The organism is Ensifer sp. ENS07 (genome assembly GCF_014852185.1).
Lineage (GTDB): Bacteria > Pseudomonadota > Alphaproteobacteria > Rhizobiales > Rhizobiaceae > Ensifer > Ensifer adhaerens.
Genome location: NZ_JACVBE010000015.1, coordinates 124,011 through 140,040, shown reverse-complemented (window position 1 = coordinate 140,040; position 16,030 = coordinate 124,011). Strand labels below are relative to the sequence as shown.

The window sequence follows — 16,030 nt, the reverse complement described above, 5'->3', positions numbered from 1 at the left end:
ATTCTAATGGCTTATGATCTCATCGTTATCGGCAGCGGCCCCGGCGGCTATGTCTGCGCGATCAAGGCGGCCCAGCTCGGTCTGAAGGTCGGCGTCGTCGAAAAGCGCGCCACCTACGGCGGCACCTGCCTCAACATCGGCTGCATCCCGTCGAAGGCGTTGCTGCATGCTTCCGAGATGTTCCATCAGGTTGCCCACGGTGTTGACGCGCTCGGCGTCGAAGTCGCGGCACCGAAGCTGAACCTCGAAAAGATGATGGCCCACAAGGACGCGACCGTTAAGGCCAATGTCGACGGCGTCTCGTTCCTGTTCAAGAAGAACAAGATCGACGGCATCCAGGGCACCGGCAAGGTGCTCGGCCAGGGCAAGGTCTCCGTCACCAACGACAAGGGCGAGGAACAGATCCTCGAAACCAAGAACATCGTGATCGCCACCGGCTCCGACGTCGCTGGCATCCCGGGCGTCAAGGTCGATATCGACGAGAAGGTGATCATCTCGTCGACGGGCGGCATCGCGCTCGAGAAGGTTCCGGCCAACATGATCGTCGTCGGTGGCGGCGTCATCGGCCTCGAACTCGGCTCGGTCTGGGCCCGCCTCGGCGCCAAGGTCACCGTTGTCGAGTATCTCGACACGCTTCTCGGCGGCATGGATGGCGAGGTTGCCAAGCAGTTCCAGCGCATGCTCGCCAAGCAGGGCATGGACTTCAAGCTCGGCGCCAAGGTGACCGGCGTCGTCAAGGACGGCAAGGGCGCCAAGGTGACGTTCGAGCCGGTCAAGGGCGGTGACGCCCAGACGCTCGATGCCGATGTCGTGCTGATCGCCACCGGCCGCAAGCCCTACACCGACGGTCTTGGCCTTGCGGAAGCGGGCGTCGTCATGGACCAGCGCGGCCGCGTCGAGATCGACAATCACTTCCAGACAAGCGTCGCCGGCGTCTACGCGATCGGCGACGTCGTGCGCGGCCCGATGCTCGCCCACAAGGCGGAAGACGAAGGTGTTGCCGTTGCCGAGATCCTCGCCGGTCAGGCCGGCCACGTGAACTATGACGTCATCCCCGGCGTCGTCTACACCCAGCCGGAAGTCGCCTCCGTCGGCAAGACCGAAGAAGAGCTGAAGGCGGCTGGTGTCGCCTACAAGGTCGGCAAGTTTCCCTTCACCGCCAATGGCCGTGCGCGCGCGATGCTCGCCACCGACGGCTTCGTGAAGATCCTTGCGGACAAGGAAACCGACCGTGTGCTCGGCGGCCATATCGTCGGCTTCGGCGCCGGCGAGATGATCCACGAGATCGCGGTTCTGATGGAATTCGGCGGTTCGTCGGAAGACCTCGGCCGCACTTGCCACGCGCACCCGACCATGTCGGAAGCGGTCAAGGAAGCGGCACTTTCGACCTTCTTCAAGCCGATCCACATGTAAGGATCATGCAGGGGGCTGCGATCACGCGGCCCCCTGTTTCCGGCCGCGCTCGTGCGTGCCGGCTGGCCCTTGTGGTCATTGCACACTCAGTGGCGTCAGCGCCCGCTGACATTGTCGCCATCGGCAGTCCTGTTCGCCAAGCGACCGTATCATTCTTCTGAAGCAGACCTGAGGGCGTGGAAACGCTCCTCGAACTCGCGCCTCAGGCTGCGCCGGGCCTCGGCAGCGCGCTGCCGGCGTTTGCGGTCGGCCGTGTCGGTGACAAGGGTCGGAACCGGAGTCGGGCTGCCGTCGGCATCGACGGCGACCATGGTAAAATAGCAGGAATTGGTGTGGCGGCGCTCGCCGCTCCTGATGTTCTCGGCCTCGACCCGGATGCCGATTTCCATCGAGGTGCGGCCGGCATTGTTGACGGCTGCACGGAAGGTGACGAGCTCGCCGACATGGATCGGCTGGCGGAAGGTGACCTGGTCGACCGAGAGCGTCACGGCATATTGCTGAGAATAGCGCGAGGCACAGGAGAAGGCCACGCGATCGAGGAGATTGAGCAGCGCACCGCCATGGACCTTACCGCTGAAGTTCGCCATATCCGGCGTCATCAGTACGACCATCTCGAGTTCGCGTGTGTCGTAGCTGGTTTCCATTGTCCATCTCCAGATTTTGCAGCGTCCCGCCTGAGTTATGCAGCTTGCCGGAGCGAAGGGAAGGGGTGGAGGGCGGAGGATCTGGAAGAGGGGATGTGACGATTGGCCCGAGGGCTGCGACAAGCGGTCTTCTGTCCAGGCACGGGGGAGGGCGCGATCATGTCTGCAAGGACAGACGACGCGCGCGTCAGGAGGAAAGATGAAACCGAGAGCCGTGGCCATATCGTTGCCGAGCCGGCATCTACCGAATGCCGATTGGGCCGACCGCTTCGAGCTTGCCCTTGATGGCAAGGGCGTGACCGCGGCGGAAGCCGCCGAACGTTCGCTTGGCCGGTCGCCGCGATGGGTCCGCGTGTTGCTGCGCCTGCGCAACCGCATCGTCTCGATCATCGGCCTGAAGTCGGCGGCGCCGTCCAGCCGTCTGGGACTGATCGGGGCGTTTCCTGTCGTTTCGAAGAGTGATGACGAAGTGGTGCTCGGCTTCGATGACAAGCATCTCGATTTCCGCATCGTCGTCGACGTCCGGGCGGGGTCGGCGGTCAATCAGATCGTCGGCGTCACCACGCTTGTGCGCAGGCACAACACGCTCGGGCGGGTTTACCTCATGGCCGTCACGCCGTTTCACAAGGCTATCGTGCCGACACTTCTGGCGCGGGTGGCAGGTCCCGGCGGTTAAGTCCGGGGTTCAATTTTCAGTCCGGACAAAAGCAGGTCGAGATTGTCGCGTGCGCTGGTGAGGCGCATGGCCGGATCTTCCGCCTCGGCAATCCAGAGCGCCGCATCGGAGAGCGCGCCATTGATCAGCCGCGCCAATGTCTCGGCATTTCCCGGACGTACGACGCCCGCGGCGATCATCGCCGAAAGCCTGGTGGCAAACGACGCGAGGCATTGGCGCCGGCTCGGTTCCAGCACGCTTGCTCCGAGTACGGCCGGCGCATCCTTCAACACGATCTGTCGGATTTCCGGTTCGAGCGCCATTTCCAGATAGAGCCTGCAGCGGCGCACGAAACCGTCCCACGGCTCCGGGGTCGCGGAGGCTGCGTCGAGCCGTGCGTCCATCTCGCCGTCCAGAGTCTCCACGACCGCACGCAGCAGGCCCTTCTTGTCGCCGAAATGATGATAGAGCGCCCCACGCGTGAGCCCGGCCAAGGCGGTGAAATCGTCCATCGAAGTCTCCGCATATCCGCGTTGCCTGAACGCTTCCCGGGCGGCGGCGATCAGCTTTGCCTTCGTTTCCGCGATCATGTCGCTGCGCGCGCGCCTTGTCATTTGCAGCTCCTCCTTTTGCATGCGGTTCGTATGTTAATTGACATGCGAAGCGTATGTCAATATCACGGCCATACGCGGCGTATGTTAATGACGCGACGCTCAGACATGTATTGCAGGAGTTTTCATGGCCAATCCCTATGCACAGATCTTTGCTGCCAAAGGCACGGTGGGCTTCACCTTGGCGGGATTGGTGTCACGGTTGCCATTGTCGATGATGGGCATCGGCATCATCACCATGCTGGCTCAGTCCCGCGGCAGCTACGGGCTGGCTGGCGGTGTGGCCGCCGCCTTCACGCTGGCCTCGGCACTGCTGGCGCCGCAGGTTTCCCGGCTCGTCGATCGCTTCGGCCAGAGCCACGTCCTGCCGGTCGCCGCGGCACTCAGCCTTCTCGGCAGCTCGGCTCTCCTCGTCTCGACCCATTGGCGGGCGCCGGACTGGACACTCTTCGTCTTTTCCATTCTTGCCGGGTGCACGCCCAGCATGTCGGCGATGACCCGGGCGCGATGGACCGAGCTCTATCGCGGCCGTCCGGAGCTGAAGACCGCCTTTTCGCTCGAATCGGTCTTCGACGAGATCTGCTTCATCGTCGGGCCGCCGATCGCCGTGGGCTTAAGCGTCGGCCTGTTTCCCGAGGCCGGACCGCTGGCGGCTGCGGCATGCCTGGCCATCGGGGTCACCGCCTTCGTGCTGCAAAAAGGCACCGAGCCACCGGTCAAGCCGGCCGAGACGATGGCGCCCGGTTCGGTCCTTCGTTACCCGGCGCTGCGCGTGCTGATTGTCGCGCTCGCCGGCATGGGCATCATTGTCGGCACGATCGACGTGGTCAGCGTCGCCTTTGCCGAGGCCGAAGGGCGTCCAGCGGCGGCGAGCCTCGTGCTCTCCCTCTATGCCCTCGGTTCCTGCATCGCCGGTCTGGCGTTCGGTGCGGTCCGGATCGGCCTGCCTTTGGCGAAGCTGTTCATGATCGGTGCGGGCATGACCGCCGCCAGCACATTGCCGCTGCTCTTTGCCGACGGGATCGGCAGCCTTGCGACGATGATGTTCATTTCGGGCGTGTTCTTTGCGCCGACGATGATCGTTGCCTTGAGCATCGGCGAAACCGCCGTGCCGCCGTCGAAGCTGACGGAAGGGCTGACCTGGCTGACCACCGGTCTCGGCATCGGTGTTGCGGCGGGCGCGGCGGTGTCAGGCGGCGTGGTCGCGCGCTTCGGCGTTCAGGCCGGCTTCACCATTGCGCTCGCCGCCGGGGCCTTGATCCTTGCCGCAGCGTTCTGGGGTTATCGCCGTCTGTCGTGGATCGAGAGTGATTCTACCACTGCGCGCGCGTCCGAGGTCGTTTCCCGTGCCGGTGCGCAAGGCTGAGAAGGGAGCGTCGTGCCGGCGGGCGCTCGCTGACGGCCGGCCCGTCAGTTGGCGCGCGTGACCGTAAAACCCTGGGCGCGAAGCAGTTCGACCAGACCTTCCTTGCCCGGCAGGTGCAGTGCGCCGACCGCCATGAAGGCGCCGCCGTCCTTGAGGATCGGTTCGGCGCGCGTCGCCATGGTTTTGTTGCGGTCGACGATGATGCGCTGCTCGAAATCGGCATAGCCGAAATCCTCGGCGCTCTTGTTCGAAACGGCTTTCATCATCGGCATGATCATGCCGGTGTCGCCTACGAGATAGAGATCGGTCATCGTCGCGAAGACGTCGTCGATGGTCTTGCCGAGCGCGAGCGTCTCGATGAGGGCGCGTAGATGCAGTTCGGTCGGCAGCGAGTCCATGGCGGCGAGCTGCTCGACCAGCGTTTCCAGCCCCTTCAGCCTCTTGCCCTGACTGACGGCATCCTCGGCGATCTTCTTGTCGAGGAAGGAGGCGCCTGCAGCCTTGCGGCTCATTTCGCAGGCGGGCAGCGCGACGAAGCTCGCGATCATCCAGGGCTTCATGCGGGAAACCAGGGTCAGCGGAATGCCGCGTGCCTTAAGGCCTGTTTCGAGCTGTTCGCGGTCGTCGGGCTTCAGGAAGTCGGCGATCGTCTTGTTGTCCGGAAGCATGGTGAGATCGGGCCGCATCAGGATCGCGGCGGCCGACTTCTTCTCATCGATGATCTCGTCCGATTCAACGATGACGGTCGAGGCTGCCTCAAAGGCGGCGGGCGCCTCAGTCGGCAGGGCCAGCACGCGCGGATCGGTGACATGCATCGTGCCAAGCAGCCAGGACGGCGCGACACCGTCCTTCTCGATCTTCCAGAAGATGCCCTTGCTGTTCGGGATGGCGGCAGCTTCCGCTTCGAGTGCGGCCAGTTTCGTCGGGTCGGATTTTGCAAGCGCGGTCAGAACATTCGCGCCGCCACATTCGACCTCCGTGGCATCAGCCTCAGCGACGAAGACGAGAGCGACAAGGAGGCAGGCGGCGAGCATGACATGGAGCAGGGCGGCCAGCCAAAGTGCGCCATCGGCGAGCCGCGCAAGCAGGTGCCGCGGCAGGTTTTGCTGAGGTCTCGCAAAGGCGGTCATCGTTCTTCCCTGACAGTCGCATGGTCGATAGTCGACCCTAGGCCCGGGCCGGTCACGGCTTCCCTAACGGGCATGGTTAATCCGCCCTTTCGCCGAAAATCAGGCGCGCGGGTGAGCGCGGTCGTAGATTTCCAGAAGCCGAGCCGAATCGACGCCGGTATAGACCTGGGTGGTCGACAGGCTGGCATGGCCGAGCAGTTCCTGAATGGTCCTGAGATCGCCGCCGCCGGCCAGCAGATGGGTGGCGAAGGAGTGGCGCAGCGCATGCGGCGTTGCCGTCTCGGGCAGGCCGAGCGCCCCGCGCAGCTTCTGCATTTCGCGCTGGATGATCGCCGGCTGCAGCTTGGCGCCGCGCGCGCCCAGGAACAGCGGCGCATCGGCCGCGATCGGATAGGGGCAGAGCTTCAAGTAGGTGGCGACGGCCTCGCGCGCCGCTTCGATCAGCGGCACGATGCGGGTCTTGTCGCCCTTGCCGACGATGCGCAGCGACGAGGGCGCGCCGGCAAATGCTGACGGCGTGAGGCCGAGCGCCTCGGAAATGCGCAGGCCGCAGCCGTAGAGCAGGGTCAGCACCGCTGCGTTGCGCGCCGCGATCCAGGGTTCCTCGGCAAGTTGCGCCTCGGACGTCACGACATTCAGCGCTTCGCGATCGGTGAGCGGCTTCGGCAGGGATTTGGGCTGTTTGGGCGAACGCACCGCAGCCGCACCGGCCGCGTTGGCAAGGCCGTTGCGTTCGAGATAGCGCAGGAAGGAGCGAAGCCCGGCCAGCCCGCGGCCGAGCGTGCGGGCGCCGGCGCCGCCCTTGCGACGCTGGGCGAGGAAGCCGCGAAGGTCAGCCGGCCTCAGCGTGCGGATATCGGAAAGCCGTGGCGGCCCGGCGAGATGGCCGGTGAGAAATGTCAGGAATTGCCGGGTGTCGCGCTCATAGGCCTCGACGGTATTGTCGGAGAGGCGGCGCTCCCGCATGAGGCCGTCCAGCCAGCGCTGACGCTCGGCAAGTAGCTCGGGATGGCCGATGACGAGGAACTCGTTCATTGTCGTTTTCCTGAGTTTGTCGGTCCGCGACAATGCCCTGACGCATCTTAGGTTTTTGCTAATGCACCCTTGGAATCTGTCATCCTTCGATCATATAGAATTGCGATGGTCAGCCGCAAACAAACGGATCGGACTATGGCGGGACGGGATTCGGTGAACGGATTCGCGCATTTTGCAGAAGTAATCACCCTGGTCTCCCAGGGGCAGCCTGGCCACATCGTCGACACGCTGATCGCGGAGCGTGGCCAGCGGATCGTCAAGAGCCCGCTATGGCCGCTGATGCGGCCTTTTCTCTACACGTTGCTGAACTATCGCAAGGCGCACGAGTTCGCCGATGCCGTCGCCAACATGCCGGGATTCCAGGCCTTCGAGCACCTGAGCTCGCTGCTTTCGCTGGAGGTGCGGGTCGACCGGGCCGAGCGCATTCCCGCCAAGGGCGGCTTCCTGCTCGTCAGCAACCACCCGACCGGCATTGCCGATGGGATCGCCGTTTTCGACCTCTTGAAGAGCCGGCGGCCGGACATGATGTTCTTCGCCAATCGCGACGCCATCCGCGTCAATCCGCGCTTCGTCGAAATGGTCATCCCGGTCGAATGGCGCGAGGAACACAAGAGCAAGCTGAAGGCGCGTGAGACGCTGCAGGTGACCAACCGGGCGATCGGCGAGGGTAAGGCGACGGTGCTCTTCCCCTCGGGACGCATCGCCTACTGGGCCGAAGGATGTCTCAACGAGCGGCCATGGAAGACATCGGCCGTGGGCTTTGCGCGCAAATACGGCCTGCCGATCCTGCCGGTGCATATGAGCGCCCGCAATTCCGGCCTGTTCTACTGGTTCGCCAAATGGTCGACCGAGCTGCGCGACATGACCGTGTTCCACGAACTGCTGAACAAGAAGGGCGATCTTTTCGACTTTCGCATCGGCAACCTCATCCCGCCGGAGGCGCTGGAAGGTGAAACGGGCGAGGTGACGAAGGCGCTCGAACGACACACGGTCTTCGATCTGGCGCTGGATGCCGACGCGGCCTTCAAGCCCCGGCTGCAAACGGCGGCCGCGCTCTAGCGACTGTCGTGGCTTACGGAAACGCTGGCGGGCTTCACCCCGCGCGGCGGATCGGCTAGGTCTGAGCCATGCAGCTTCAATCCATGTTTGCCGAAAACTACCGTTCGCTGAGGTCGATCCGCATGGATCTGACCGGGGTCAACCTGTTCATCGGCGAAAACGGCGTCGGCAAGTCCAATCTCTACCGGGCGCTTCAACTCGTGCAAGCCGCCACGCGGGGCACTTTGGCGCGCGAGATTGCCGAAGAGGGCGGAATGTCGTCGGCGCTCTGGAGCGGCCGCCGGCGTGCCGACAAGCCGGCGCGCATAAGGCTCGAAACCGAGCTTCTGGACGAGGAGCGGGCCATCACCTTCCGCTACCGCATCGAGGCCGGGCTGCGTCCGCCGAAGGCTGCGGCCGGGTTCGCCTATGAGCCACAGGTCAAGGAAGAGGAACTGACGGTCGAAACCGGCCGCCGCCCGGTGACGATGATGAAACGCGTGGGCCCCGGCATCTTCGTGCGCGGCGAACGCGGGCGGATGGAGGATTATCCGGAGCAGGCGCTGACGTCCGAAACGGCGATCTCGCTGCTCGGCGATGCCGGCCATTATCCGGAGGTCGGCACCTTCCGCCGTGCGGTCGAGCAGTGGCGCTTTTTTCACGGCTTCCGCACCGACCGCGATTCGCCGTTGCGGCTGCCCTGCCTTGCGGTGACCGCGCCGATGCTCGACGAGACCGGCGTCAATATGGCGGCCGTCTTTGCAACGCTCCGTCACACGCGCGAGGACACGGTCGATCTCGACCGGGCCATCGCCGACGCGTTCGGCGGCGCTTACCTCGGTGTTCCCGAACCTGGCCAGTTCGCCGAGTTTTCGCTGGTCTTTCCGGATTTTCCCAACAGACCGTTTTCGCCGCGCGAGCTTTCCGACGGGCAGATGCGTTTTCTGGCGCTGGCGGCCGCACTGCTTTCCTATCGCCGGCCGCGCTTCATCGCGCTCAACGAGCCGGAGACGAGCCTGCACCCGGACATGCTGCCGGCGCTTGCCGACATGATCGCCAGCGCGTCGCGCGAAAGCCAGGTCTGGATCGTCACCCATTCGGAGCGGCTGGCGCAGGAAGTGCGTCAACGCTCGGGCATTCGTCCGCGGCGAGTGATCCGCAAGGACAGCGCCACCTGGATCGACGGCATGCGGCTGACAGGGCTGATGGACGATGACGAGTAGGCAACAAAAAAGCCCGGCGCGGTGGCCGGGCTCTTTCTGAACTTTCCTGAAAGTATCAGGCGATCTTCTGGCCGGTCTTGGCCCAGTCGGCCAGGAAGGTTTCGAGGCCCTTGTCGGTCAGCGGGTGCTTGACCAGCGCCTTCAGCGTTGCCGGCGGTGCGGTGACGACGTCCGCGCCGATGAGGGCGGCTTCCTTGACGTGGTTCACGGTGCGGATCGAAGCTGCGAGGATTTCGGTCTCGTAGCCGTAGTTGTCGTAGATGTGGCGGATCTCGCGGATCAGGTCCATGCCGTCAAACGCGATGTCGTCGAGGCGGCCGACGAAAGGCGAGACGAAGGTCGCGCCGGCCTTGGCGGCGAGCAGGGCCTGGTTGGCAGAGAAGCACAGCGTCACGTTGGTCTGGTGACCGTCAGACGTCAGCGCCTTGCAGGCCTTGAGGCCGTCGAGCGTCAGCGGCAGCTTGATGCAGATGTTGTCGGCGATCTTCGAGAGAACGGCGGCTTCCTTCATCATCTCGGCGTATTCGGTTGCGGTCACTTCAGCCGAAACCGGGCCTTCGACGATGCCGCAGATTTCCTTGGTGACTTCCGTGATGTCACGGCCCGACTTCAGGATCAGCGACGGGTTGGTGGTGACGCCATCGAGGAGGCCGAGATCGTTCAGCTCACGGATTTCCTTGACGTCGGCGGTATCAACGAAAAATTTCATGGGGTCACTCCCTTGGGGCACGATTGCCGTTCGGCGCATATCTACCGGGGAGGAATTCCGTTGGCAGAGATCGCGCGCGTTGAAACTCTGGTGGAACCGTGACAAACCCTGCGGCCTGCAAGGCTGCGGTTCGCAGCGCAGTTTTCTTTAACCGAAACACGTGGCAAGGTCACGGCAAAATGACTCGCGATTCAACCGATTTATTCGGCGATTTGCTCGGGCCCGTTTCGGCCCGTCGCGTCGTGCCGGTCCTGGTGCCCATGCCGGCGCCGAAAGCCTATTCCTATGCGGTTCCCGACGGCATGGCGGTCGAACCGGGCTCGATCGTGCAGGTGCCTCTGGGCCCCCGTCTCGTCGTCGGCGTGGTCTGGGATGGCGATGATGACGGGAGCGTCGATGCCAAGAAACTCAAGACGATCGAGAAGGCTTTCGACTGCCCGCCGCTGACGCGCGACATGCGGACCTTTCTCGATTGGGTGGCCGCTTATACCGTCACGCCGCCGGGGCTGGTGGCGCGTATGGCGCTCCGCGCACCGGCGGCGTTCGATCCCGAACCGATGGTGGAGGCACTGCGACTCACCGAGATGCGGCCGGAGCGCATGACGGCTGCGCGCGAGCGCGTAATCGCTGCCGCCAGTGACGGTTTTTCCTGGACTCGTTCGGGGCTGGCGCATGCCGCCGGCACGTCGTCGAGTGTGATCGAAGGGCTAACCCAGCAAGGCGTCTTCGAGACCGTCTTCATGGCGCCGCCGCCTGTCGTCGCCTTGCCAGATCCCGATTTCGCCGCGCCCCGGCTCGAAGGCCCACAGAAGGATGCGGCCGCCGATCTGCTGGCAGCGGTAGAGGAGGGCGGCTTCTCGGTGTCGCTGATCGACGGCATCACCGGATCCGGCAAGACCGAGGTCTATTTCGAGGCGATCGCTGCGACCCTTCGCGCCGGGAAGCAGGTGCTGATCCTGCTTCCCGAAATCGCGCTGACGTCGAGCTTCCTCGAGCGCTTCCAGGATCGTTTTGGCGCCAAGCCCGCCGAGTGGCATTCGGACTTGGCTCCCCGCACCCGCGAAAAGGTCTGGCGCCAGGTGACGACAGGCACCGTCCGCGTCGTGGCCGGCGCCCGCTCGGCGCTGTTCCTGCCCTTCGAGGAACTGGGCCTCATCATCGTCGACGAAGAGCACGACCCCGCCTACAAGCAGGAAGATCGCGTCTTCTACAATGCGCGCGACATGGCGGTCGTTCGTGGTCGCATCACCGGCTTTCCCGTCGTGCTCGTCTCGGCGACGCCGTCGCTCGAAAGCCGGGTCAATGGCGACGTCGGCCGTTACAAGCCGATCCACCTGCCGACCCGTTTCGGCGATGCGGCGCTGCCGCGGCTCGGCGTCGTCGACATGCGTCAGCACCCGCCGGCACGCGGCGGCTTTCTGTCGCCGGTGCTCTTGAACCAGGTCGGCAAGGCGGTCGAGCGTGGCGAACAGGCGTTGCTCTTCCTCAATCGTCGCGGCTACGCACCGCTGACGCTCTGCCGCGTCTGCGGCCATCGCTTCCAGTGCCCGGATTGTTCGAGCTGGCTCGTCGAGCATCGCTTCCGCGGGCAGATCCAGTGCCACCAGTGCGGCTACTCCGAGCGCACGCCGGAAGCCTGCCCGGAATGCGGCACGCTCGATCATCTGGTGGCCTGCGGGCCGGGGGTCGAGCGCATCGCCGAAGAGGTGGAGCGGCATTTCCCCGAGGCGCGCACCATCGTGCTTTCTTCCGACCTGATGGGCGTCAAACGGTTGAGGCTGGAGCTTGAAGCCATCACGCGTGGCGAAGCCGATATCGTCATCGGCACGCAACTCGTCGCCAAGGGACATAACTTCCCCCTGATGACACTGGTCGGCATTGTCGATGCGGATCTGGGTCTTGCGAACGGCGATCCGCGTGCGGCGGAGCGGACCTTCCAGCTGCTCTCGCAGGTGACGGGTCGTGCGGGCCGAACGGGTCTCAAAAGCCTCGGCTTGCTGCAGACCTATCAGCCGCAGCATCCGGTGATGCAGGCGATCGTTTCCGGCGATGCCGACGCCTTCTACGACCGCGAGATCGCCGAGCGCGAGAAAGCGCTGCTGCCGCCTTTTGGCCGGCTTGCCTCGCTGATCGTTTCGGCCGACACGCGCCAGGATGCCGAGGGCCACGCGCGCGGCTTGCGGATGGCCGCCCCCCGCACCGAGGGTATCAGTATTCTCGGTCCGGCCGAGGCGCCGCTGGCGCTGGTGCGTGGGCGGCATCGCTTCCGGCTGCTGGTGCATGGCCGGCGTAACAGCGACATGCAGGCCTTCGTCAAGGCGATGATCGCCGCCGGTCCCAAGGAGCGCGGCTCGATCAGCGTCCAGCTCGACATCGATCCGCAGAGCTTCCTGTAGTTCAAGTTTCCTGTGATCGCCGCATTCTGAAGCCCGTGGGCGATTCACAACCGGGGCTACATGCGCTAGAGGTCAGGGACGCATTGCTCCGGCCGACGACGGGGCAGCATGACAACGGGCTCATCTGCGGGAACGGGCATGGAGTTTTATATTCCGACGGAAACCGGCGAGTTCCTCGCCTTCTGCGCGGCGGCGGTAGCAGCGTTGATCGGCGTCGTCATGCTGTTTGCTCCGCGGCTGACCTTTCGCGCAGCCGGCATCGGTATTGCCGAGGGGCGGCGCGGCGGCCTTGCCGAGGCGCGCTCGACCATGGGCGGCATGCATGTGGGGCTCGGTCTTGCCGCCATTCTGCTCGCCCAGCCGATGGTTTATCTCGCTGTCGGCGCGGCCTTTGCGCTCGCCGCCTTCGGCCGAATCCTCTCGATGATGAGCGACAACGGCAGCACGCTCTACAACTGGGCGGCGCTCATCGTTCAGGCGGCACTCGCCATCCTTCCGCTCGCCTATGTCTTCGGCATGATCTGATTGCGATTGCGGGCTTCCCCGCGATTCACAGCGCAGGACCGAATTTACGGCAAAATTCGGCCAAAGGTGGCCGACTTATGCCGCATTCCTGCCCTTCGCGTGTTGCGAGTCCAAACATCCTATGCTAGACGAACCGCGAATTGCGGGGGAAGTGGGTCGCCAGGCCTCGATATCCTGCAAATTATTGCAGCAAATTCAAGATTTTAAGTTGACGGCCCACCGCCAGCGCAGTTCTTGGATGAAATTGAGAGAAGCTTGTGCCCGTGGCAGACACATCCCAGCTTATTTCCGGTGTTGCAGAAAGATATGCGTCCTCGCTTTTTGAACTCGCGCTCAGCGCCGGTTCGGTCGAGGCAGTCGGTGCGGATCTTACCCGCGTCCAGGCCCTGATCGACGGCAGCGACGATCTGAAGCGGCTGATCGCCAGCCCGGTCTTTTCTGCAGACGACCAGTTCAAGGCCATTTCGGCAGTTGCCGCGAAGGCTGGCATCTCCGGGCTCGTCGGTAACTTCCTCAAGGTCGTTGCCCGCAATCGCCGCCTCTTCGCGCTGCCGGGCATGATCAAGGCGTTCCGCCTGATCGCCGCGCGCCATCGTGGTGAAATTTCCGCCGACGTCACGTCGGCCCATGCGCTCTCCGCGGCGCAGGAAACTGAATTGAAGGCGACGCTGAAGAGCGTCACCGGCAAAGACGTGGCGGTCAACGTCACCGTCGACCCGTCTATTCTTGGAGGTCTGATCGTCAAGGTCGGGTCCCGCCAGATTGACACTTCCCTTCGCACCAAACTCTCTACCCTTAAGCTTGCACTGAAAGAGGTCGGCTGATGGATATCCGCGCCGCGGAAATTTCCGCAATTCTCAAAGATCAGATCAAAAATTTCGGCCAGGAAGCAGAAGTCTCCGAAGTCGGTCAGGTGCTTTCCGTCGGTGACGGTATTGCCCGCGTCTACGGCCTCGACAATGTCCAGGCAGGCGAAATGGTCGAATTCCCGGGTGGAATTCGCGGCATGGCGCTGAACCTCGAAGCCGACAACGTCGGTGTCGTTATCTTCGGTTCGGACCGCGACATCAAGGAAGGCGACACCGTCAAGCGGACTGGCGCCATCGTGGACGTTCCGGTTGGTCCGGAACTGCTCGGCCGCGTCGTCGACGCGCTCGGCAACCCGATCGACGGCAAGGGCCCGATCAACGCCAAGCAGCGCTCGCGCGTTGACGTCAAGGCTCCGGGCATCATTCCGCGCAAGTCGGTGCATGAGCCGATGTCGACCGGCCTCAAGGCCATCGACGCCCTCATCCCGGTTGGCCGTGGCCAGCGCGAACTCGTCATCGGCGACCGCCAGACCGGCAAGACCGCGATCATCCTCGACACGATCCTCAACCAGAAGGCCATTCACGACAATGGTCCGGAAGGTGACAAGCTGTATTGCGTCTACGTCGCAATCGGCCAGAAGCGTTCGACCGTTGCCCAGTTCGTGAAGGTTCTGGAAGAGCGTGGCGCTCTGCAGTACTCGATCATCGTTGCTGCGACCGCTTCCGACCCGGCTCCGATGCAGTACCTCGCACCGTTCGCCGGTTGCGCGATGGGCGAATACTTCCGTGACAACGGCAAGCATGCCCTGATCGGCTACGACGACCTGTCGAAGCAGGCTGTTTCCTACCGCCAGATGTCGCTCCTGCTGCGCCGCCCGCCGGGCCGCGAAGCTTACCCGGGCGACGTTTTCTACCTGCACTCCCGTCTGCTCGAGCGCGCTGCAAAGCTGAACGACGACATGGGCGCTGGCTCGCTGACGGCTCTGCCGGTCATCGAAACGCAGGGTAACGACGTTTCGGCGTTCATCCCGACGAACGTGATCTCGATCACCGACGGCCAGATCTTCCTCGAAACCGACCTGTTCTACCAGGGCATTCGTCCGGCCGTTAACGTCGGTCTGTCGGTTTCGCGCGTTGGCTCGGCCGCGCAGATCAAGGCGATGAAGCAGGTTGCCGGCTCGATCAAGGGCGAACTCGCCCAGTATCGCGAAATGGCCGCCTTTGCGCAGTTCGGCTCGGACCTCGACGCCGCTACGCAGCGCCTGCTGAACCGCGGCGCCCGCCTGACCGAACTCCTGAAGCAGCCGCAGTTCTCGCCACTGAAGACGGAAGAACAGGTCGCTGTCATCTTCGCAGGCGTCAACGGTTACCTCGACAAGCTGCCGGTCAACCAGGTCGGCAAGTTCGAGCAGGGCCTGCTTTCGTACATGCGTTCGGAAGGCAAGGACATCCTGGAAACCATCCGCAAGGACAAGGCGATCTCCGACGACGTCAAGGGCAAGCTGAAGGCTGCAATCGACAGCTTCGCCAAGTCTTTCGCCTGAGCGGATTTCATTTAGGACGGATAACGGATGCCTTCACTTAAGGATCTGAAGAACCGGATCGCCTCCGTCAAGGCGACGCAGAAGATCACCAAGGCGATGAAAATGGTCGCCGCGGCGAAGCTTCGGCGCGCGCAGGAGGCGGCCGAGGCCGCCCGGCCTTACTCGCAGCGTATGGCTGCCGTTCTCGCCAACATCGCCCAGGCGGTTGGCGCGGACGACAGCGCGCCTGCGCTGATGACCGGAACCGGCAAGGACGATACGCACCTTCTGGTCGTCTGCACGGCTGAACGCGGCCTTTGCGGCGGCTTCAACTCGCAGATCGCCCGTCATGCCCGCGACCACGTTCGCAAGCTGCTTGCAGCCGGCAAGACGGTCAAGATCATCTGCGTCGGCAAGAAGGGCTTCGATATTCTGCGCCGCGAATACGCGTCGCTGATCATCGATCGTGTCGACCTGCGTGAGGTCAAGAAGATCGGCTTTGAAAACGCCGACCAGATTGGCCACAAGATCATCGCGCTCTTCGAAAAGGGCGAGTTCGATGTCTGCACGCTGTTCTATTCTGAGTTCAAGTCCGTTATCGCCCAGATTCCGACGGCTCAGCAGCTGATCCCCGCTTCGGCCGGCCCGGTCGCAGCGGAAGCATCGGATGCTTCCGCTGTCTACGAATATGAGCCGGACGCGGGCGCGATCCTCAGCGATCTCATTCCGCGCAACATTTCGGTGCAGATCTTCCGGGCCTTGCTCGAGAACGTCGCCGGCGAAATGGGCGCCAAGATGAGCGCGATGGATAACGCGACGCGCAATGCTGGTGAGATGATCAACAAGCTGACGCTGAACTACAACCGTCAGCGCCAGGCTCAGATCACCAAGGAACTCATTGAAATCATCTCGGGCGCGGAAGCGCTCTAAGGTCACGAGAAGAGGGTAAGGAT

Annotated in this window: 15 protein-coding genes; 10 read left to right on the top strand and 5 right to left on the bottom strand. The window is 63.7% G+C overall.

Annotated elements, in window-relative coordinates:
* Window positions 1-6 precede the first annotated feature (6 nt).
* Complete coding sequence (gene lpdA, locus IB277_RS31555; protein ID WP_090295320.1) at window positions 7-1,413, top strand: dihydrolipoyl dehydrogenase; 1,407 nt, start codon at window positions 7-9, stop codon at window positions 1,411-1,413.
* A gap of 149 nt (window positions 1,414-1,562) precedes the next feature.
* Here the strand turns inward: lpdA and IB277_RS31550 are convergent, their stop codons facing one another.
* A complete protein-coding gene (locus tag IB277_RS31550; RefSeq protein ID WP_034802542.1) occupies window positions 1,563-2,057 on the bottom strand; it encodes an acyl-CoA thioesterase in 495 nt (164 codons plus the stop codon).
* 199 nt (window positions 2,058-2,256) lie between these two features.
* Here IB277_RS31550 and IB277_RS31545 point away from each other — a divergent pair, with 199 nt between their 5' ends.
* A complete protein-coding gene (locus IB277_RS31545; RefSeq protein ID WP_090295322.1) occupies window positions 2,257-2,733 on the top strand; it encodes a DUF2867 domain-containing protein in 477 nt (158 codons plus the stop codon).
* On the opposite strand, the gene IB277_RS31540 is transcribed toward IB277_RS31545, so the two are convergent.
* Window positions 2,730-3,326 (bottom strand): TetR/AcrR family transcriptional regulator, encoded by a 597-nt coding sequence (locus IB277_RS31540; protein ID WP_090295324.1) that lies wholly within the window; start codon window positions 3,324-3,326, stop codon window positions 2,730-2,732. The two genes, IB277_RS31545 and IB277_RS31540, sit on opposite strands and share 4 nt — an antisense overlap.
* A 124-nt stretch (window positions 3,327-3,450) precedes the next feature.
* Between IB277_RS31540 and IB277_RS31535 the strand changes: the two genes are divergently transcribed.
* On the top strand, window positions 3,451-4,689 hold the full coding sequence (locus tag IB277_RS31535; protein ID WP_090295326.1) for an MFS transporter: 1,239 nt from the start codon (window positions 3,451-3,453) through the stop codon (window positions 4,687-4,689).
* 44 nt (window positions 4,690-4,733) lie between these two features.
* Here IB277_RS31535 and IB277_RS31530 read toward each other — a convergent pair whose 3' ends face one another.
* Window positions 4,734-5,819 carry a TraB/GumN family protein gene (locus tag IB277_RS31530; protein WP_110818907.1) on the bottom strand — a complete coding sequence of 362 codons (1,086 nt, stop codon included), beginning with the start codon at window positions 5,817-5,819 and terminating at the stop codon, window positions 4,734-4,736.
* 99 nt (window positions 5,820-5,918) lie between these two features.
* A complete protein-coding gene (locus IB277_RS31525) occupies window positions 5,919-6,854 on the bottom strand; it encodes a tyrosine recombinase XerC (protein ID WP_034802532.1) in 936 nt (311 codons plus the stop codon).
* A gap of 135 nt (window positions 6,855-6,989) precedes the next feature.
* Between IB277_RS31525 and IB277_RS31520 the strand changes: the two genes are divergently transcribed.
* Together IB277_RS31520 and IB277_RS31515 are read left to right on the top strand one after the other, a co-directional pair.
* A complete protein-coding gene (locus IB277_RS31520; RefSeq protein WP_034802530.1) occupies window positions 6,990-7,913 on the top strand; it encodes a GNAT family N-acetyltransferase in 924 nt (307 codons plus the stop codon).
* A gap of 68 nt (window positions 7,914-7,981) precedes the next feature.
* Window positions 7,982-9,115 (top strand): AAA family ATPase, encoded by a 1,134-nt coding sequence (locus IB277_RS31515; protein WP_090295332.1) that lies wholly within the window; start codon window positions 7,982-7,984, stop codon window positions 9,113-9,115.
* A gap of 55 nt (window positions 9,116-9,170) precedes the next feature.
* Here the strand turns inward: IB277_RS31515 and fsa are convergent, their stop codons facing one another.
* Entirely contained in the window at window positions 9,171-9,824 is a 654-nt protein-coding gene (gene fsa, locus IB277_RS31510) for a fructose-6-phosphate aldolase (RefSeq protein ID WP_034802519.1), read from the bottom strand.
* A gap of 179 nt (window positions 9,825-10,003) precedes the next feature.
* On the opposite strand from fsa, the gene IB277_RS31505 reads away from it, so the two are divergent.
* The 5 genes from IB277_RS31505 to IB277_RS31485 all read left to right on the top strand — a co-directional run bounded on the left by IB277_RS31505 (window position 10,004) and on the right by IB277_RS31485 (window position 16,007).
* Window positions 10,004-12,220 (top strand): primosomal protein N', encoded by a 2,217-nt coding sequence (locus IB277_RS31505; protein WP_090295334.1) that lies wholly within the window; start codon window positions 10,004-10,006, stop codon window positions 12,218-12,220.
* Between the two features lie 138 nt (window positions 12,221-12,358).
* Window positions 12,359-12,745, top strand: a complete 387-nt coding sequence (locus IB277_RS31500) for a hypothetical protein (RefSeq protein WP_034802512.1) — start codon at window positions 12,359-12,361, stop codon at window positions 12,743-12,745.
* Window positions 12,746-13,002: 257 nt separating this feature from the next.
* Complete coding sequence (locus IB277_RS31495) at window positions 13,003-13,569, top strand: F0F1 ATP synthase subunit delta (protein ID WP_034802509.1); 567 nt, start codon at window positions 13,003-13,005, stop codon at window positions 13,567-13,569.
* Window positions 13,569-15,098, top strand: coding sequence for a F0F1 ATP synthase subunit alpha (gene atpA, locus IB277_RS31490; RefSeq protein WP_034802507.1), 1,530 nt, complete (start codon window positions 13,569-13,571; stop codon window positions 15,096-15,098). The genes IB277_RS31495 and atpA overlap by 1 nt, the downstream gene beginning before the upstream one ends.
* Window positions 15,099-15,125: 27 nt before the next feature.
* The gene (locus IB277_RS31485) at window positions 15,126-16,007 is read left to right on the top strand and encodes a F0F1 ATP synthase subunit gamma (protein WP_034802504.1); all 882 of its coding nucleotides are present in this window, start codon (window positions 15,126-15,128) and stop codon (window positions 16,005-16,007) included.
* The last annotated feature ends 23 nt before the right edge of the window (window positions 16,008-16,030 follow it).